This is a genomic window from Acidobacteriota bacterium (genome assembly GCA_016713675.1).
GTDB lineage: Bacteria > Acidobacteriota > Blastocatellia > Pyrinomonadales > Pyrinomonadaceae > OLB17.
In genome coordinates this window covers 509,435-528,522 of the sequence record JADJOS010000004.1, presented here as the reverse complement: position 1 = coordinate 528,522, position 19,088 = coordinate 509,435, and the positions used below count along the sequence as shown (strand labels likewise).

Below are 19,088 nucleotides of genomic sequence, written 5' to 3'. Positions count from 1 at the left end.
GAGTCAAAAGATAATTATTTCCCTGCCTTAGCGATTTCGACTGGTTCCTGCGGCAGAAAGTGACGCGGATTGATCGAGCGTTCGTTCAGGCGAAATTCAAAATGAAGATGCGGGCCGGTAGAACGTCCAGTCGAGCCAACGTAGCCGATCAACTGCCCGCGAGTCGCCGATTCTCCAACCGCAACGTCGATCTTTGATAGGTGACCATATCGGGTTGTCAAACCGTTGCCGTGGTCGATCTCGATCATGTTGCCGTAACCGCCTGTCCATCCAGCCTTTATGACTGTGCCGGCACCTGGGGCCACGACGATGTCGCCGCGTTCGCCATCAATGTCCATTCCGGCATGAAACTCATATGAGCGGCCGCCGAACGGATTACGGCGGAAACCGAATTCGTTGTTGATCTTACCGAGGTGAGCCCACATATTCGGGATATTCGCCGCCGGCATTATCGATTGAATTGTTCTGATTTGATTTTCGAGGGCTAGGTCTTCGGCATCGTCTTCGGTTTGATCCTCAGGACCGCCGCTGTTCACCGAATAATCCTGGCCCGAGTTCGGCCGAGAGTAGTCGATGGTCTGGGTCTGCTGCGGGGGTACAGAAGCGAGTTGAGTAGAAACATTGGCCGTTTCAAGATCTTTCGCGAAAGCCGTCGTGCGAACAAAACCACTAACGCCAATACCCAGGCTAAGCATGCCTACGAAAAGAAAAACACCAACTGAACCAAAATGAATAAGACTTTTTGAAATAGATATCCGGCGAATGTAAACGCCTTTTTTTGATGATTGAGATAAAAGAAAAGTATAAAACTTGTCGTTTTTCTGCATTATGCCTTAAAGCTCCTTTTAATGATCTCGCAACAGAAATTTAACGTTCTGTTACGTGGAATCACGCAAGAATAGCCGCGAGCGACTAACGCGAAACCGTTTACAAGAGTGAAATATGCAAAACTAAACTCTCGTTGGCGTGGGAAATCAACTAATTGTAATCTTCCAAATAATTACTAATAAATAAATATGAGGAACCTATATAAGACCACAAGCTGACTGAAAAGGCAAATGACAAAACCAGCCCCTCCAGTCAGCTTATTAAGAACTTTGATCGAAATTGTCGTTCTAATCCGGACGTTTAGCATTGCTCTGCCATGCCCTGAACACTAAGAACGCGACGCCGGCGAATACCGCAACGAATAAAAGTACAATCAATATTTTAAGTGCTAATGTGACAAAACCAACGAATCCGATCAGAGCTTTCATAAGAGCAATGACAAGACCCACCAGAACCACAATGCTTCCCCATTTTGACGCAACTGCTAACCAAACCGGCATATAACTACTCCTTATTTACCGCAAATATTTATCTATCTTTCCAACTGCCAAATCGTGAACGTGTTGCAAAATCTTCGTCCGGGTTGTAGTTCGTCGGCCTGTACTCCGGCTGTGTCAACGCAAAGCTCGTCGATGCCGAATTTGCGGGCCCCGAGACCGTGATATCTGATTTTGGCTTAAAGAGGTAGCCTCGCAAAATGTATGCACCCAAACCGATCAGAAGTACCGGCAAAATGGCTCTCATGAGAAAGCCGGTGTTGAACAATCGCTGGAACAAGAAAGCGACGCCAAGAACAGTCAATATTATGCCCCACAGCTTCGGATTACCCGAAAAACGTTTAACGAGAATGTCTTCGGCAACATCAGGCGTTACACCAGAGCGGATCGCTTGTGCGGTCCTCCATGAATCGAGTGCCGAGAATGCCCACATTCCCATGAATCCAAGTACAAACAACGGCGTCCCCGTCAAAACTGCCATTTGGAACAAACCAACAAAGACGGCGAAGTAGACAATAGCTTTCGTAGTTTGTCCGTTATACGCTGCTCCGAGTCCCGGGCAGATCATCGAAAGAAATGTCGCGATCACGGGTGAAGTCCGCTTTTTGACGAAAGGTGCGTAGTTTGATTGGCTCTGCTGGCGGAGCAGGTCAACGCCCAAAACGATACAGTCCTGACAATAGGGAAAGCCCTTGATACGATGATCGCAAGCGGGGCAAAGCGGTTTGCCGCACCCGTTGCAATTTACCACCGCTCCGTTATGTGTGTGATAAACACAGTTCATTAACGCTTTTCCTCATTCTCCACGTACGTCGTGCCGGTCACCGGCTCTTGTTTCGAGTTTACCTCTTTAGTTCCTGTCCAAACTTCGGTGCTCTGCTTATAAGTTTGCTCAGCCAACTCAAATCCCTGCTGATAAACATTCGACAGCGAACCGTCAGCCGAAACGCTCTGGCTGAAAACCATGAACGCGACCAGCAGCATCATCGCTACCGAAGCGAATTGCGGGATACCGATCGGGACTCGCAGGCCGCGGACGAATTCGCCAACCTGCGAAACCCACGATGCTTTGACTTCTTTTGCAACCAACGTGCCGATCGTCGCCTGCAAAATACTATTGTGCAATCCGGCCGGTACCGGGAGTTCCTCCGTCTTGGACGAATAGCATGCCGCGATCGAACGTACCACCATGCCGGGAAGGTCTTCGCACGTGCCGCAAAGAACAGCGTGGCGTTCCCAGCGGTGGAAAACATTTGCCGGTAAAAATCCGTCGAGATAATCGGTCAAGTAGCCTTCGAAGTCTTCGCAGATCATCGAGGTCTCGGGCATTGTCATCGACAGGACTCGAGCTTCGAGCCGCGTCAATGACACTTTCGGAGCAGAGATCTCATGGCAAATTTCCAGCGATTCACGGACATCATTGAGCAGCGAGTGGCAAAGAGGGCAAGCAAGTGCGTGTTCCGCTACCGATTTATTAACCAAAGGAGCAAGTGCCTTGTCCAAATAATCGGTCAGCAGCTCTTCGAACTGTGAACAATTTACGCTTGTATTCTGCTCCTTGATCATAAATTCTTTAACCCATCGATGGTTCTTATCGCGCCGCTTCTTCTAAACAATGTCCGAGAGATCCAAAAGATCGCCGGCAACCGTTCCAAACATGTCTATTGCGTCTACCACAATCTCAATGGCCGATTCGCTTTCCGTTTCGACTCCCGCTCGTGCAACAGATTCATCGATCGAGGACTTATGTTTGTCAGGCTCATTCATACTAGATCGCCACCACTCTCATCCTTCTTAATATCTTCGCCAGTTCTATTCGTCCTCGGTTTATCCTCGATTTAACCGTTCCTTCTGGTATTTTCAATACATCGACGATCTCCTGATAGGTCAGTTCTTCGATGTCTCTCAATATCACACACGTTCGCAGGTCTTCCGGAAGCTTATCGATGCCCTCTTGCACTTGTCCGGCGAGTTCCTTTCGCTCCATCTCCTTGTGAGCGGAAGTTCCGACCGCACGAAGATGGTAGCTATGATCATCGACGGCATCAGCCATCGAATTTTGCGGATTACGCTGGCGGTGGCGGTAATCGTCGATTATCAAATTGCGTGCGAGCCGCATTAGCCAGTTCGACAGGTCACCTTGTTTTGGATCGTATTGATCGAGTGTTCGATATATACGAATAAAGACTTCCTGCGTGAGGTCCTCGGCCGCGTCGCCGTTCGAAGTGAATCGGTATGCAAGGTTGAATATCCGCCGCGAATACGCAGTGACAATATCTTCCCACGCCGCGCCGTCGCCTGCACGTGCACGCCTGATGAGTTCCGCACCGTTAATTTCGGACACAGCCTTTAATGCTTCCAAAATCGTCTTTCTCCGCTAACCGACTCTCGATCAAAGCACGAAACTCCGCCTTGTCAAGAACAGCTTACGAAGCCCAAAAAACAAAAGTTCCAACAAAAAGATAGCAGAATTCTATGACAAAACCCCAATCTGCGATCCCGAGTCTTTCTACATTCTTGAATGTCCCAACCCCACGGACCGAAATTAAACAATTTTCCGGCATTCCTGACCGATTTGCTGCTTTGTAGTAAAACATGCAATGTGCCGCAGCCATAACGGATTTGTCGGTGTCGGTCGGGCACTTTGTGGGTGCAATGTCGTTTACAACGATAGTGGTTTCGAAGTGACTGTTCGACACAGAGAATGAAGCGACGTAAAATCGGGAAGTAATGAATCAAGCAGGAAGAATAACAGCGGTGGATCCGCCATTTGCTATAGCGGGCGGCGAGATCGCCATTGATTGCGAAGGGTTTCACGTCACACTGGGAAGTGGCCACGGAGTTTACATCGGCGGGGTTCAGTGCGGAATAACAGCGGCATCGTCGTCTCACATCCTCGCGAAAGTGCCGAATGATGTTGCAGGTGAGCACACGCACCTTCACCTAGAGAGCGGCGGTGCGCAGAGTGAGCCATTTGATGTGGTTATCGGCCGTCGGATTGCCGATAATATGCATTTGGTCGCAAATCCGGCGGTCGATCCGAATACGGACGCAATAATTTTGACGCGCAGCGGCGGACGCGGCCAGCAATTGCCGGTTACGCTCTTTCGCCTCGAACCCGACGGCTATCTCGACGAACTGCCGGAGCCGATCCTCAATCCATCCGGCATCGCATTTGACGTCGAAGGCAGGATGTTTGTCACGAATCGAGCCGAGGGCGAGGTCTTTGAGGTTTCTCCGGATGGAAGGGCAACGGTTTATGCGACTGGGCTTGGGATCGCGACGGGCATTGCCTTTGACGCAGAAAACCTGATGTATGTCGGCGACCGTTCCGGCAGGATCCATCGCGTTCGCGATAGTGGCGACGTCGAAATCTTCACGGTGATGGAACCGTCGGTCGCAGCATATCACATGGCATTCGGCATCGACGGCCGTTTGTATGTTACTGCGCCGGGACTTGCGAGCCATGACGCGATCCACGTGGTAGATAGCGAAGGCTTTGATGAGGAGTTTTTCCGCGGATTCGGACGTCCGCAAGGGTTGGCGTTTAGTAGATCCGGAGATCTTTACATTGCAGCATGCTACAAGGGCCGACACGGTGTTGTTCAGGTCTCGGCAGACGGTAAGACGGCCAAGCACTTTGTTGCAGGAAACAATATCGTAGGTTTGTGTTTCACGCGTAAGGGTGATCTGATCGTGGCTACGGGCGACAGTGTATATTCAGTGCCGTGTGGAATACAAGGATTTTTACCTGATCGGTAGATAGTAGAGATTATGCAGTTGAAAAAATTGATACTGCTTGGTTCTTTGTTTGCAGTAGCTGGATGCCGAGCAGGTATTTCGGTGCCAAACGAGTTTCCTACACCCGAGCCTGCTCCTTGGTCAACGCCGTTGCCAAAGACGGTATTGGTTCCGGACTCAGAGCTTGAGAAGCAGATTGCCGAGATCGCGAAGGATACGAAAGGAAAGGTCGGTGTCGCGGCGGTTCTGCTCGAAACCGGTGAAGCGGCCACGCTCAACGCTGATCAGCGGTTTCCAATGCAGAGCGTCTACAAACTGCCGATCGCGATGGCCGTGATGGAACAGATCAAACGCGGCGAACTCGACCTCGACGAGAAGATCGGCGTCACGAGGGAAGATTTTGTGCGTGCGGGCATGCGTTCGCCGCTCCGAGACGCCAACCCAAACGGAGGTGAATTCACCATCCGCGAACTCATCAGGCTGTCATTAGTAGAGTCCGACGGCACCGCTAGTGATGTCCTATTGCGTTTCGCGGGCGGAGCGACTGAGATCCAATCGTACCTTGGCTTGCTCGGCATCCAGGACATGAAGGTCGTTAACACCGAAAAAGAGATAGGTAAGGATTGGCAAACACAATATGACAATTGGGCAACACCGATGGCGAGTGTCGAACTGCTGCGATGGCTGCAATCTGCCCATGGCACCGAGAACGACCGGTTTCGCGACGGTGGGAAACCGGCTGCTCCGACCGGCGGTTACATGTTTATTGTTGCCTCAATGGCGACTTCGCTTCCAGGCCAAAAGCGTCTCAAGGGTAATTTGCCGAAAAACTCAGTTGTCGCACACAAAACCGGCACCGGCGGCACGCAAAACGGTATCACCGGAGCGACAAACGATGTCGGCATTGTCACAATGCCTAACGGCAAGCACATCGCGATCGCCGTCTTCGTCTCCGATTCGCCCGCCGATGAAATGACCCGCGAGGCCGTGATCGCAAGGATTGCAAAGGCATGTTGGGATAATTGGAGCAAGATCTAGTTTTGAATTTTGTATCAAGCTTCGAATAGCAACGTTCACAAATGATTCATGCTTTGTGCAAAACGCCAATAGGCGTATAGTGGAGTTGTCTCCCCACGATTCGGAGATTCACGGCGCGTTTTTCTAATGTGTTCTTATGTCGTTTCAAGGAGGAAGTAGTGATGAAGAAAAATAGTGTTTTGATGCTCACGGCCGGTTTGCTGGCTTTGGGGCTTGTATTTGTTTTGAGTGAATTTGCAAGCATTCCAAGCCTCGCTCAAAAGACGGAAGCCCCAGCAGCTAATGTTAATACTCAGACGATGCCTGAAACCATCATTCTTTCCAAAGACGCCAAACTTGGCCAGGTCACGTTTAGTCACGCCAAGCACAATGGCGGAGCGTACACGATAGATCAGTCCAATGCGATCGCATGTATTGCTTGCCACCATACTGCAAGGCCTGCAGCTGAGATCGCGAAGTTTCCGCCGCTGAAGACCGCCTGGCCGGTTGACCGGACCACAACGTTAACGAGTGAGTTGTTTGGAAAGGATGCAAAGGCTGCTGGAGTTGCGGCATGCCGCGATTGTCATGCAAGAACCGGCGAAAAGCCTAAATTGATCGATGCCATTCCCGAGGTCAAACACGAAGGAAGCCCGGCGATCATAACGCTTAACAACCAAACTGCGTTTCACCGAACATGTGCAGGTTGCCACTCGGAAGTGAAAATGACTCGTCCATTGCAAAAGGGTCCTATCCAAACGCAATGTATGATGTGCCACAAGAAGGCGGCCTAAAAATTGTAAGCCGCCAAATTACACCCAAAAAGACACGAAAGGATCTTTCATTCCGTTCGTGTCTTTTCTTGATTTTTAGTGGTTAGTTCTTGCCGGCTTTAATATCCGCGATCCGTTTCTCGAGCGTGGCGATATCTGTGGCGTTGATCGTCGGATCAGCCTTTCCAACAACGACAGCACGCTCTGCGGCCGCTAGTGCGTCAGCGCTACGACCAAGATTGAGCAGGATCGTTGCCTTACGCTGCAGGTTTTGGAAAGTCTCCTTTATGCCGACCATCGTCTCGTTGATCCTGAGAGCCTCTTCGAACCAAGCATTGGCCTGCTCGATCTGCTTGTTAGCTTTGGCGTAATTGCCGGCGTTGATCCGCGGTCCGGGATCATCGGACTTGGCCGCGGCAACGTAAGCTTTTAGCCGCGTCATTGTCGAGCCAACAACGTCCTTTACCTCAATTGTGAAAGGCACCTTTACCTTTTCCCAACGAAGATACAGAGTAGCCGTTTTCTCACCGACATTTTCGAATCCGAATGTGAGAAGCTCCTTATTGTCAGCGACCCATTCGGCTTTAGCTTTTACACGGAGAGCATCTTTCTGTTTATTATATGTAAAGCTGCCCCATTGACCGTCATCCTTATTAAAGATTATTGTCCAATCGGCTTTCCCAGGGATCATATGCATGCTGTATTTGCCGGCAGCTAGGTGCTGGCCGTTGATCAAAACATCGTCGGCGACTGTAAACAATGTAGCCTCATTAGCTCCCGCACGCCAGATGTGATCGTTCGGAACGAGAGGCGCGCCCTCGGGCCGGATGCGGCCGTCGTCAAGCGTTGCTTCACCCGCAACAGGCGTCGGCCAATCGCCGAAGACTTTGCGGCCCTTTACCGCCGGGCGGCTGTACGAAACAGAAATGTCGGTAGTGCCAACGACCTGCATCACACCCGCCTTCTGGCTTGGACGTGGAAGAGGCGGACGGGCTTGACCGGACGACAATTGGACGCCGCCGGTGAACATGACGAAACAAAGTACAACAATAGAAATAGAACGCGAATTTAGCATGATCAAGATCCCCCTGAATATTTAAAAATCGTATTGCTCTAGATTATACCTTAGGTTCGTGTCTGTTTTCTAGTTTCAGACTATGCCGGCCGGGGCGACCGAAACGAGTGTGATCGCATACCAATTGGTGATGCGTGTGAGCTTTTTACAATCGATCAGTCCGTATTTACGTGCAAATGTCAGTCTGGCACGGCGTTCGCACTAACCGACGCGGAGGTATTGCAAGTAATGAATACAACAAAATTAAATCAACTATTAAAGAGCGTCGGTTTGGCTTCGGCCATGGTACTAGCATTTGTGGCGTTTTCGGTTGTTGGGGCTAATGCTCAGAACCGTCGCGGCGACCGTAATGATCGAAATGACCGATACGAAGATCAGGATCGAAATGGCAATTACGATCAGGACGACCGCTATAACGGTCGTGACCGTCGTGGAAATCAGAGCTATCGTTACGCAATGCAAAAGGGCTACAACGATGGCCTACGGCAGGGAATGCGTGACGCACGGAATCGCCAACGCGGAAATTCCAACGGTAACGGCCGCTATGGCAATGACCAGGGTTACGGAAATAACGGGGGCATTTTCGGGACGATCTTTGGGCAGGGAAATAACGGTAACAACCAGCAGGCCTATCAAGATGGTTATCAACGCGGCTACCGGGAAGGATTGAACCGCGTTCGGAACAAACGCCGCGGAAACAATAACAACGGCGGCTTTTTTGGTTTCTAATTAGCGACCAAGGCTCACGAATATAATAGTGCCCGAACACGTAGTGTCCGGGCACTTTCTTGTATTAATCGTCGTCTTCGTGGGCCCTTACTCGGCCCGACGCGACCGCTTCGTCGACCACCTTTTTAACAAGGTTGCCGGGAAGCGGATCGTAATGTGAGAACTGCATGTGATACGATCCGCGGGCCTGCGTCACGGAATTGAGTTTCGACTGATAATCGAGCATTTCCGAGAGTGGGACCTTGGCTTTGATCACCTGTTGTTTTCCGCGTACTTCCATTCCGCCAACGCGGCCGCGCCGTGAGTTGAGGTCGCCCATAATGTCGCCGGAGACTTCTTGCGGCGTGAATACCTCGACATCCATGATCGGTTCGAGCAGCGTCGGTTTCGCTTTTTCAATCGCCGCACGAAACGCTTTGCGGCCCGCTGCACGGAAACTGTGTTCGTCACTGTCAACTGCGTGATAGCTGCCGTCGATCAGAGTCACCTTAAAATCGATCAGCGGATAACCGGCGACGGCACCACCGGCAGCGGCTTCGATGATGCCTTTTTCGATGGCGGGGCGAAAATTCTGCGGAACCGAACCGCCGAAGATCTTGTCGACCCATTCGAAACCGGCACCGCGTTCGAGCGGCTCAAATATGCATTTGCAATCGCCAAACTGTCCGCGTCCGCCCGACTGTTTCTTATGTCGGCCCTGAACTTCGACCTGTGCCGTGATGGTCTCTTTATACGGAACCTTCGGCGGATGGAGCGTGACTTCGACGTGGTACCGCTGTTCGAGTTTCTTGACGACCGTCTCAATATGAAGCTGCCCACTGCCCGATAGGATAAACTCCTTTGTCTGCGGGTCTCGATCGAAATGCAGGCTTGGGTCTTCTTCTAATATCTTGTGCAATGCGGACGAGATCTTGTCTTCGTCGGCACGCGATTTCGGCTCGATGGCAAATGCGATCGCGGCTTCGGGATATTCGACCTTCGGATAGACGATCGGTTTTGCCTTGTCTGCGAGCGTGTCGCCGGTTTGCGTATCCTTTAGTTTAACTACGGCTATAATGTCGCCGGTCGCAGCTTCGGGAACTTTGTCGAGCGTTTTGCCCGAGATGACGTGCAATGCCCCGAGCCGTTCGGGCGTATCGCGTGTGGTGTTTTGCACAGTTGCATCGGACGTTACACGACCGCTGACGACCTTCATCACATTGATGCGGCCCGCGAATGGATCGGCGATCGTGCGAAAAACGTATGCTGAGAACGGTTCGTTGTTGTTGTATTTGCGGTTGATACGCTCACCCGTCATTTCGTTGTCTTTGAAACCGTACTCCATCTCATGTGTTGCCGGGTTTGGTGCAAACTCGACGAGATGATCGAGCAATATCTGTACTCCAACCAGGTTTGTTGCCGACACAGCGTAGACCGGACAGAGTTTGCTCGAGGCGATCGCACGGGCGAGATTCGGGATGATGTCTTCCTCAGGGAGTGTGCCGCTTTCAAAATATTTCTCCATCAGGGCATCGTCGGATTCGGCGACGATTTCGATAAGACGTTCGCGGGTCGAATCGAGTAGGGCCTTTTCTTCTCCCGGAATGCCGATCGGTTTTGCTTTGCCAGCCGCGTCAAATTCGTACGCTTTTTGATGAACGACGTCGATCACACCGCGGAAGCTGCCTTCGCGGCCGATCGGAAGTGTGAACGGCACGATCGACCGGGCAAACGAATCAGCGGCAGTATCGAGTGCGTGTGTGAAATCCGCATGTTCTTTATCGATCTTGTTGATAACCATGAACCGCGGCAGCATAAACTCGTTTGCGTACTGCCATGTTTTCTCGGTCTGTACTTCGATCCCGTGAACGCCGTCAACCACGACCAAAGCACAGTCGGCCACGCGAAGTGCGGGCCGTGCGTGCGAGACGAACGCGGCGTAGCCGGGCGTGTCGATCAAGTTAATCTTGGTGTCGTTGTACTCGAGGTGGGCGAAATTATTGTTGAGCGAGACTTTCCGTTCTATCGAGTCTTCATCGTAATCGGTAACGGTCGTTCCTTCGTCTACCTTTCCCCAGCGGCCCGGCATTCCCGCGGCGTGCATCATTGAACTTACGAGTTGGGTTTTACCCGCGTCGCCGTGTCCAATGACAGCCAAATTCCTGATGTTCTCAGTTGTAAAAGCTTTCATTTTCGGCAAGATCTCCTTTTCTTGAAGTTTCGAGTTACGATGTCCAAGTTTGGAGGTTGCGGGTACGAATTCGGAACACGAAGAACGAAACCCGAAACCGGTCAAATTGTTGGCTAATCTTGAATGTAAACAACACGCAACAGAATGGCAAGAAGCCACGTTGGGCAACTCCGTTTTTTGGGGTTCTTTATTTTCCTGGATTGAAAAAATTTGGTTTATATTTCTTATCCGATCCTAAATGTTCAAATGGATCCTGCGATGCTGACGAAACTTGGCTTTTGAATGTTGTGACATTTTAGATCTGCTTTGTGGGCCTGGAGCTGTGTCAAATCACTCGGATCGATCGGATGAACCTGCATTCTTTGATAATTCAGAAGTTTCTCCGAGGAACGAGAACATATGTTTCTGCCTTCTCACCTTTTCGGTGGGGCAGGCTCAATTCGAAAAAGATTTAATGATAATGTCCTGTAGGCCTGAACTTAGCGTGCGAAATTGGGGAAGCAGCAATATCTGATGCCGAATTACAGCTATTGACCTACTTTGTTTAGAATTTAGATCTCAAATGCGGTACTCTTTTGTCTTTATCGATTGTGCAGTGTCACTGTGCAAATGATGTCAAAATTGGAGATCTTAATTGCAAGCAGAAGCGAACGGTCATCCGGGTTCGAAACAACGGAATTGCGTAAATACCTCAAGTTCATAATTTTACTACTTGTTGCTGTCTTGATTCTGTGGTTTTTTGGCCGGAATTTGGATTGGCAGTTGGTATCGTCTAGTCTTCGGCGAGCAGACCCGGTCTATTTGGCGGGATCTGTATTTATCATTTGTATAGGCTACTTTTTGCGGGCCGTGCGATGGAAGGTTCTACTGGCACCCGTGACTGAAAGCAGCCTGCGAGAGTTGTTTGCGACGACGACCGTCGGCTTTGCGGCCATATTCTTGATCGGGCGAATGGGTGAGATCGTGCGACCGATGTGGCTGCCGATGCGGGACAAACGTGTCAGGCCATCTGCGGCGTTAGTCACGCTCGGGCTCGAACGGATTTTTGACATGGCTGCGTTAACATGCTTTTTTGCATTTAACCTGTTGCTTTTCTCGGCGCCCGTGGGCCGAGAGACTGAGTTCGAATACGTCGAGATAGTGGGCTGGCTGATGCTCACAGCTGTTGTTGTCGGTTTTGTGGCGTTGGCGATCTACCAGCGTAGGTCCGAGCGGTTTATCGAATGGTTCGACAGATTTACGACCCGAAGATGGATCCCTGCTCGACTTCACGCAATCTTTGTCAGTATATTGAAGCAGCTCTCAGCGGCTCTGGCGATTCTTCGCGATTGGAAAGAGCTCTTAAATGTAACCTTCTGGACGTTTCTGCTGTGGCTTTCGATCGCTATTCCTACTTGGTTGGTGTTGTTGGCATTTGACATGCCGATATCGTTCAGCGACGCTTTGTTTATCATGGGATTTGCGGCGGTAAGCTCGGTTGTGCCGACACCGGGCGGAGCGGCAGGGGCCTTTCATACTGCAACAGCAGCTAGCCTGTTGTTCTTGAAAAATGATATCCAAACGGAGGACGCAGCGGCCGTTTCGATAGCAATGCATCTCGTGTATTTCGCACCGGCGATCTTTTTTGGTATATATTATTTTATTCACGGTGATATCAGCATCGAACGTTTCCGCAGATTACTTTCGGTCGAGAACGCCGAGCGCGAGATCGAATCAGATTCGCCAGGATTCGAAACCAGTAGCCGGTAGTTAGCTGTCAGTAGTCGGCAAACAAATACCGACGTTCCGCGTAACAGTGGATGATAAACGACAAGTTGCGATTGATAAACCGACAACTGACAACTGACAACTGCCTATGCGCTGTCCATTTTGTGCACATATTGAGGACAAGGTCGTCGATTCGCGTGAGGCGAAGGACGGTGATTCGATTCGCCGCCGCCGCGAGTGTTTGGGGTGCGGCCGGCGGTTCACATCTTATGAACGCATCGACGAAATTCCTTATATGGTCGTCAAAAAAGACGGCAAGCGTGAGCAATTTGATCGAAACAAGGTGCTCGCCGGCCTCTTCCGTGCCGCTGAGAAACGTCCTGTTTCGACCGTTCAGCTCGAAAAAGTTGTCGATGAGGTCGAAAAAAACGTACAGGATTCGCTTGACCGCGAACTAGGCACGAGCGAGATCGGGAAGATCATCATGCGTCGACTAAAGGCACTCGACAAAGTCGCTTACGTTCGCTTCGCCTCGGTTTATCTGGAATTTGCCGACGTTTCAGAATTCATGTCCGAACTAAAGGTCCTCGTCGGTTCACGAAGCAGGGCGGCATCCACAGTCGCCGCGAAAAAGAAAAAGAAAAAGTAGCCATCGAAAATAGGGGATATAACATCGATTCGACCATGTCGGACGTAAATTTGTAGTTCGATTGATCGATGTCCTTTCCGATCTGCAACGATGTCCCGCGAATTTTTCATGCTTTGCCCTTTTTGGTCAATTTCCCTAACATAGACTTATGGTCGAGATCGAAGAATTTCCCGTTTCGCTTGGAGAGGGCGAGATCACTGAGCCAATGATGCAGATACCGTCAGAATTGCCGGTTCTGCCGCTGCGCGATATTGTGATTTACCCGTTCATGATCGTGCCGCTATTTGTATCGCGTGATCGATCGATCCGTGCGGTGGAGGAAGCTCTCAAAGAAAACCGAATGATCATGCTTGTATCGCAACGCGATGTCAATAAGGAAGAGCCGGAACAAGCGGACCTGTTTGAGGTCGGTACTGTTGCGATAATCATGAGGATGCTCAAACTGCCTGATGGGCATTCGCATACTCATCCAGGGACTCTCGCGCTGCCAGATCGATTCGGTTTCGGGCAAGGGCGAGTATGTAAAGGCGAAGGTGACGCCGATATCCGAGCCGCTGGCACCAGATAATTCGCTCGAGGTCGAGGCTCTTGTTCGTAATGTGCGGGGTTCGATCGAGCGTGCAGCCTCGTTGGGAAAGAATATCTCGCCGGAGGTTCTGGCAATAATCGCAAATCTTGATGACGCAGGACGTTTGGCTGACCTTTCAGCGTCGAATCTTGAACTCAAGGTTGACGACGCGCAGAGTGTTCTTGATATTCACGATCCGATACCGCGACTTCGGCGGGTCAACGAATTGCTTAGCAAAGAGATCGATGTGCTGACCGTTCAGGCCGAGATAAATACGCAGGCTCGGGCAGATATCGACCGATCCCAGCGCGAATATTTCCTCCGGCAACAGCTCAAGGCTATCCAGGCAGAACTTGGTGAGGGGAATGAACTATACGAGGAGATAGAGCAATATCTCGACAAGATCTTGAAATCAAAAATGCCCGAGTCGGCCGAAGAGGAAGCGCTTCGGCAACTCAAGAAGCTCGAACGGATGCATCCCGATACCGCCGAGACCGCGACCTTGCGCAATTGGCTCGACATTATGACCGATCTGCCTTGGTCGGCCGCATCGAAAGACAATTTGAATCTCGTGAAGGCAGAGAAGATCCTCGACGATGATCATTACGGCCTTGAACGAGTTAAGGAACGGATTGTCGAGTCATTGGCAGTTCGCAAATTGCGAGAGAAGCCAAAGGGGTCGATATTGTGTCTCGTTGGTCCTCCGGGAGTTGGTAAGACCTCGCTCGGACGTTCGGTCGCGAGGGCATTGAACCGTAAATTCGTACGGCTTTCGCTTGGCGGTTTGCATGATGAGGCGGAGATCCGCGGTCATCGGAGGACATACGTCGGTGCCATGCCGGGTCGCATCTTGCAGGCGATCCAACAAGCCGAGACGAACAATCCGCTGATCATGCTCGACGAGATCGACAAGGTCGGAGCGGATTTTCGCGGCGATCCTTCGTCGGCATTGCTCGAAGTGCTCGATCCAGAGCAAAACTTTGCATTTCGCGATAATTATCTGGGTGTGACATTTGATTTGTCGAATGTGATGTTTATGACGACCGCGAATGTGCTGGATACGATCCAGCCTGCTCTGCGGGATCGCATGGAGATAATTTCGCTCTCGGGCTACACCGAGGAGGAAAAGGTCGAGATCGCAAAACGGCATTTGATACCGAAACAGATCGAGGAGAACGGCCTAAAGAAAAAGGACATAAAATTTGAACGAAAGGCGATAGTTCGAACCATAAGCGAATACACTCAGGAAGCAGGACTTCGCCAGTTAGAGCGCGAGTTGGGTAAAGTATGTCGGAAAGTAGCAAGACGAAAAGCTGAGCTTGAAGCGGAATTTATACCAATTGTCATTAATGCTGAGAATCTCAAGGATTATCTGCGAGTGCCGAAGATCCATATCGAAGGGGCACTCAAGAAGGACGAGATCGGTACTGTGACGGGGCTTGCGTGGACCGCAGTCGGCGGGGACATTCTGTTTATCGAGGCATTAAAGACCAAGGGCAAGGGTAAACTGTTGCTTACCGGTCAACTCGGCGAGGTCATGCAGGAATCTGCTCAGGCGGCCTTCTCGTATGCAAAGGCACGTGCCGGCGAGCTCGGCATTCCCGACGATGCTTTTGAGAACTTCGACATTCACATCCATTTGCCGGAAGGTGCGATCCCAAAAGACGGGCCGTCGGCAGGAATTACGATGGCGACGGCGTTGGTGTCGGTCCTCGCCCAGCGGCCTGTCCGCAAGGATGTTGCGATGACCGGCGAAATAACATTGCGCGGCAACGTACTGCCGATCGGAGGCGTCAAAGAAAAGCTTCTTGCGGCACGCAGGGCAAAGATCAAGACCGTTATTATGCCGGCTCCCAATGAACGGGACCTTGAGGATCTTCCGCAGGAAGTTCGAGATGATTTGACATTTATATTTGTTGATAATGTGCGGCAAGTATTTGAAGCCGCACTTAAGCCGACCGTATTACCCTCGGCGAAACCAAAAGGGAAGGCTGTGAAGGCGGGTTAGATCAACGTATGTCCTTATTTTACGGGGAGTTTCGGTTTTGACAGAGTAGTCGGCGAAGTGGTAAATTAGAAACAATAGGTAGCCGAAATCTGCGTCGACCGCGGGTTTGGAACTTTTCAAATATTGAAGCGTTAGACATATTTAGCATTTATTTATAATAAGACATCGGGGATTTTCCATACGGATTAAAAATTACGAGATTTGATGAAAACTAGCATTAATAGGATCCTAAGCTTTACAACATTCCTTATTCTGGCATTTGCGGCGGTTTCGAGCGCTCAAGTGACAAGTACTACCTCAAACAATGGCACAATGACACCTCAAGTTGCGAGGGCACAGGATTCAGTCAACAATGTCTTGCTCGAATCCGGTACAGCGTTTCGGGAAGGCCTTCTTGCATATGTCGATGACAATCGGCAGATGGCAGGCGAGAAATTCAATAAGTCAATCGAGGTCTTCCTATATTCGACTCTCAATATCCAAAAAGATGCGAAACTGCAGGGTTGCTATAATCAACTGATCGAAACGATCTACCGCATCGAATTTCCTGCAGACAATCAGATGCCGAAGGTGCGGGAACTGGCCGCAACGTGCACTTGGAATATTGAAACATCGTTGTCAGACACGGTCGCCCGTATTACACGTCCATCGCAAAACAGATCCGCTGCTGATTCCTCGATGATCACAGCTGCAGTTGCCGGATCTAATGCCGGCGGACCAAAGGTTGGATTTAACAATCAAGAGTTTGAACCTTCACCGCTTGATGAACTTTCGAAGCTTGTGCTCACAAGCGACGAGCTTCAGGTTGATAACAATCCTGTTGCGCAGCAGCAATATCAGTATATTCAGACGGCGGTAGCGAATAAATCACTTGGATTTTCGTTCCAAGTCCATCCGATGATCCAGCAATACATCAACTATTACCGCGGACGCGGTAAGTCAACAATGGAGATCGGCCTCTACCGCTCGGGTATGTTCATGCGCATGGCTCGCCGAATATTTAAGGAAGAAGGCGTGCCGGAAAATGTCGCATGGTTGGGGCAGGTCGAGAGTGCCTGGAAGCCAAGTGCGATGTCCCATATGGCGGCGTCCGGATTGTGGCAATTTATCCCTGGAACCGGATCAAGATTTGGTCTTCAGCGAAACGCGTATGTGGACGAAAGAAATAGTTTTGACGAGGCCACCCGTGCATCGGCACGATATTTGAAATTCCTTGCGAACCGCTACGGCGGCAATTGGGAACTTGCGATGGCGGCATACAATTGTGGGGAAGGTAACACTGACCGTGCCATTCGTCGTGCGGGAGCGACCAATTTTTGGCTCGCGTATCCGTATCTGCCGCAGGAAACAAGGAATTATGTTCCTAATATCCTGGCAACGATCCTGATCGCGAATAATCCAGGTCAATACGGCTTCGGCCACGTACGTCCTGCTCCAAGTTTGGTTTATGACCGTATTAGAATTCCCGGTTCCACAAATTTGGGATTGCTGGCACAGGCGGCGGATACAAGTGTCCAATATCTGAGATATCTCAATCCACACCTTCGCGGCAATGTTACACCTCCAATGCCGTATGTCGTCAATGTGCCCTCCGGGAAAGCTGACGAAGTCGTTGCCTTGTTCCGACGCATTCCCGCATCCAAGATCAACAACACTAATCTCGCGAACTCGACATCCGGTGAGACGTGGCAAACTATTTCGAACCGGACGGGCGTACCTGTGGCTGACTTGATCGCGGCAAATCCTGGTATGGCCAAACCGCAAGGAAAGGTCTTCGTTCCTGTCAAAGGCAATAATGTTGCTGCGATTTCGTATTCTCGTCCGACTAATCAGCCGGCGTCTCTGTCAATTAGCAATATAAGAATTGTTAAAGCAAGATCCGGTGATACGGTCGCGAAAGTTGCGGCCAGGGAGAAGGTCGACGCGACTGAATTAGCGAAGTACAATGGTCTCTTGACAAACTCAGTCTTGGGTGCCGGCCGCGAGATCAGAATACCGACGAAATAGTAACTTTGAAATATACTAAAAGACGCCGGGGTTGATTTGACACCGGCTTTTTTGCGCCGATGATCGAATCGCTTGACATCCCTTTTCATTGTAACTATACTTGTTACAGATATGGCGGCTAACAGTCAATTTTCAATGGCGGTGCATGTGCTGGCGATGTTGGCAAAATCGGGTGACGATAATGTCAAATCCGAGTGCATAGCCGCGAGCGTAAATACCAACGCCGTCGTTATACGCCGACTGCTGGGTCAATTGAACCATGCAAATTTGGTAATGTCGCAGACCGGAGCTTCCGGCGGAACTCGGTTAGCCAAAGCGCCAAAAGACATCAGCCTTTGCGAGATCTATAAGGCAGTATCATGCGGTGAAGTGTTTGCTCTTCATGCAAAATCGCCGAATCAGGATTGCCCCATCGGTAAGAATATAGAAGCAGTGCTCTGCAATCTGCAGAAAGAGATCGAGCAGACAGTTGGCGAAAAGTTGAGGCAGTTCACATTGGCGAGTGTTATCGAAATGGTAGAGACGGCACACGCATAAAATTTTTTTAACCCTATCTGTATCAAATACTGTTACAGATATTACAAGATGGGAGTATATGAACGCATTATTTATTACTTGGACCCCGCGGATCGTCGATCTGATGCGGCTAGTCGCACGATTCTGGGGAATTTGACGGGAGGCGACCGCCATAAAAGAACATTTACACCGGGCGATGACATTTCCCGAGTATATAGATCTGATCGACAGACTCCTTGCCGAAGGGAAGACGACCGGCCCGATCCAGACCGAGGCGAATGTTGAATTCACAAAGCTGAAACGGCACCGGATAAACCGGCTCGAAAATACGATCGCACTTGGAGAGGGAATAAAAGCGGCAGCCACGGGACTGACGCGCAAGATGACGTGGCTGATCATCGCCGAAGCCTGGTGCGGCGATTCCGCCCCAAACGTTCCCGTGGTCGAGAAAAATGCTACGGAAAGCGATAATATTGAAGCAAGATATCGTTTACGTGATGAGAATCTGGATCTCATGGACAGGTGGCTGACCAACGGAGCAAGGTCGATCCCGAAACTGATAGCGATCGATACTTCGTCGGGCAAGGTTCTCGGGACCTGGGGTTCGATGCCAAAGGCGGCACGGGTCGCTTGCGAAGATGTGAAAGCGAACGGCATTGATAAGGATACGATCCTGGAGCAGTTGCAGCGTTGGTGCAGCGCGGACAGATCAATGTCGATACAGGTGGAATTTGAACGATTGAGGATAACTGGAGCAAAGGACGGACGGCTGCTGCCGCTAGATAAATACTGAATATATTTAG

17 protein-coding genes and 1 pseudogene are annotated in these 19,088 nt (G+C 50.5%); 10 read left to right on the top strand and 8 right to left on the bottom strand.

What is annotated here, in order from left to right; translation table 11 throughout:
* Window positions 1–14: 14 nt before the first annotated feature.
* From IPK01_15820 to IPK01_15795, 6 genes are all read right to left on the bottom strand, one after another.
* Window positions 15–695 carry a M23 family metallopeptidase gene (locus IPK01_15820; protein MBK7934904.1) on the bottom strand — a complete coding sequence of 227 codons (681 nt, stop codon included), beginning with the start codon at window positions 693–695 and terminating at the stop codon, window positions 15–17.
* A 420-nt stretch (window positions 696–1,115) separates the two neighbouring features.
* Window positions 1,116–1,328: a hypothetical protein gene (locus IPK01_15815; GenBank protein ID MBK7934903.1), complete on the bottom strand. Its 213-nt coding sequence runs from the start codon at window positions 1,326–1,328 to the stop codon at window positions 1,116–1,118.
* 28 nt (window positions 1,329–1,356) lie between these two features.
* On the bottom strand, window positions 1,357–2,109 hold the full coding sequence (locus tag IPK01_15810; protein MBK7934902.1) for a hypothetical protein: 753 nt from the start codon (window positions 2,107–2,109) through the stop codon (window positions 1,357–1,359).
* Window positions 2,109–2,891 carry a zf-HC2 domain-containing protein gene (locus IPK01_15805; GenBank protein MBK7934901.1) on the bottom strand — a complete coding sequence of 261 codons (783 nt, stop codon included), beginning with the start codon at window positions 2,889–2,891 and terminating at the stop codon, window positions 2,109–2,111. The genes IPK01_15810 and IPK01_15805 overlap by 1 nt, the downstream gene beginning before the upstream one ends.
* Window positions 2,892–2,933: 42 nt before the next feature.
* Window positions 2,934–3,092, bottom strand: coding sequence for a hypothetical protein (locus tag IPK01_15800; GenBank protein ID MBK7934900.1), 159 nt, complete (start codon window positions 3,090–3,092; stop codon window positions 2,934–2,936).
* A 1-nt stretch (window position 3,093) separates the two neighbouring features.
* Entirely contained in the window at window positions 3,094–3,687 is a 594-nt protein-coding gene (locus tag IPK01_15795) for a sigma-70 family RNA polymerase sigma factor (GenBank protein MBK7934899.1), read from the bottom strand.
* Window positions 3,688–4,055: 368 nt separating this feature from the next.
* Here IPK01_15795 and IPK01_15790 point away from each other — a divergent pair, with 368 nt between their 5' ends.
* From IPK01_15790 to IPK01_15780, 3 genes are all read left to right on the top strand, one after another.
* Window positions 4,056–5,087 carry a gluconolaconase gene (locus IPK01_15790; GenBank protein MBK7934898.1) on the top strand — a complete coding sequence of 344 codons (1,032 nt, stop codon included), beginning with the start codon at window positions 4,056–4,058 and terminating at the stop codon, window positions 5,085–5,087.
* 12 nt (window positions 5,088–5,099) lie between these two features.
* Window positions 5,100–6,104, top strand: coding sequence for a class A beta-lactamase (gene bla, locus IPK01_15785; protein MBK7934897.1), 1,005 nt, complete (start codon window positions 5,100–5,102; stop codon window positions 6,102–6,104).
* A 161-nt stretch (window positions 6,105–6,265) separates the two neighbouring features.
* Window positions 6,266–6,877 carry a cytochrome c3 family protein gene (locus IPK01_15780; protein ID MBK7934896.1) on the top strand — a complete coding sequence of 204 codons (612 nt, stop codon included), beginning with the start codon at window positions 6,266–6,268 and terminating at the stop codon, window positions 6,875–6,877.
* A gap of 82 nt (window positions 6,878–6,959) precedes the next feature.
* On the opposite strand, the gene IPK01_15775 is transcribed toward IPK01_15780, so the two are convergent.
* Entirely contained in the window at window positions 6,960–7,931 is a 972-nt protein-coding gene (locus IPK01_15775; protein MBK7934895.1) for a DUF2911 domain-containing protein, read from the bottom strand.
* A gap of 228 nt (window positions 7,932–8,159) precedes the next feature.
* On the opposite strand from IPK01_15775, the gene IPK01_15770 reads away from it, so the two are divergent.
* Window positions 8,160–8,660: a hypothetical protein gene (locus IPK01_15770; GenBank protein ID MBK7934894.1), complete on the top strand. Its 501-nt coding sequence runs from the start codon at window positions 8,160–8,162 to the stop codon at window positions 8,658–8,660.
* A gap of 64 nt (window positions 8,661–8,724) precedes the next feature.
* Here the strand turns inward: IPK01_15770 and IPK01_15765 are convergent, their stop codons facing one another.
* Window positions 8,725–10,830 carry an elongation factor G gene (locus IPK01_15765; GenBank protein ID MBK7934893.1) on the bottom strand — a complete coding sequence of 702 codons (2,106 nt, stop codon included), beginning with the start codon at window positions 10,828–10,830 and terminating at the stop codon, window positions 8,725–8,727.
* Between the two features lie 723 nt (window positions 10,831–11,553).
* On the opposite strand from IPK01_15765, the gene IPK01_15760 reads away from it, so the two are divergent.
* From IPK01_15760 to IPK01_15735, 6 genes and pseudogenes are all read left to right on the top strand, one after another.
* Complete coding sequence (locus IPK01_15760) at window positions 11,554–12,579, top strand: flippase-like domain-containing protein (GenBank protein MBK7934892.1); 1,026 nt, start codon at window positions 11,554–11,556, stop codon at window positions 12,577–12,579.
* A 106-nt stretch (window positions 12,580–12,685) separates the two neighbouring features.
* Window positions 12,686–13,186: a transcriptional repressor NrdR gene (nrdR, locus tag IPK01_15755; protein MBK7934891.1), complete on the top strand. Its 501-nt coding sequence runs from the start codon at window positions 12,686–12,688 to the stop codon at window positions 13,184–13,186.
* A gap of 148 nt (window positions 13,187–13,334) precedes the next feature.
* Window positions 13,335–15,762 (top strand): annotated as a pseudogene (gene lon, locus IPK01_15750) (endopeptidase La).
* A 204-nt stretch (window positions 15,763–15,966) separates the two neighbouring features.
* Window positions 15,967–17,769 (top strand): transglycosylase SLT domain-containing protein, encoded by a 1,803-nt coding sequence (locus tag IPK01_15745; GenBank protein MBK7934890.1) that lies wholly within the window; start codon window positions 15,967–15,969, stop codon window positions 17,767–17,769.
* A gap of 111 nt (window positions 17,770–17,880) precedes the next feature.
* Window positions 17,881–18,306: an Rrf2 family transcriptional regulator gene (locus IPK01_15740; GenBank protein ID MBK7934889.1), complete on the top strand. Its 426-nt coding sequence runs from the start codon at window positions 17,881–17,883 to the stop codon at window positions 18,304–18,306.
* Between the two features lie 175 nt (window positions 18,307–18,481).
* Complete coding sequence (locus IPK01_15735; GenBank protein ID MBK7934888.1) at window positions 18,482–19,078, top strand: thioredoxin family protein; 597 nt, start codon at window positions 18,482–18,484, stop codon at window positions 19,076–19,078.
* Window positions 19,079–19,088: the final 10 nt, after the last annotated feature.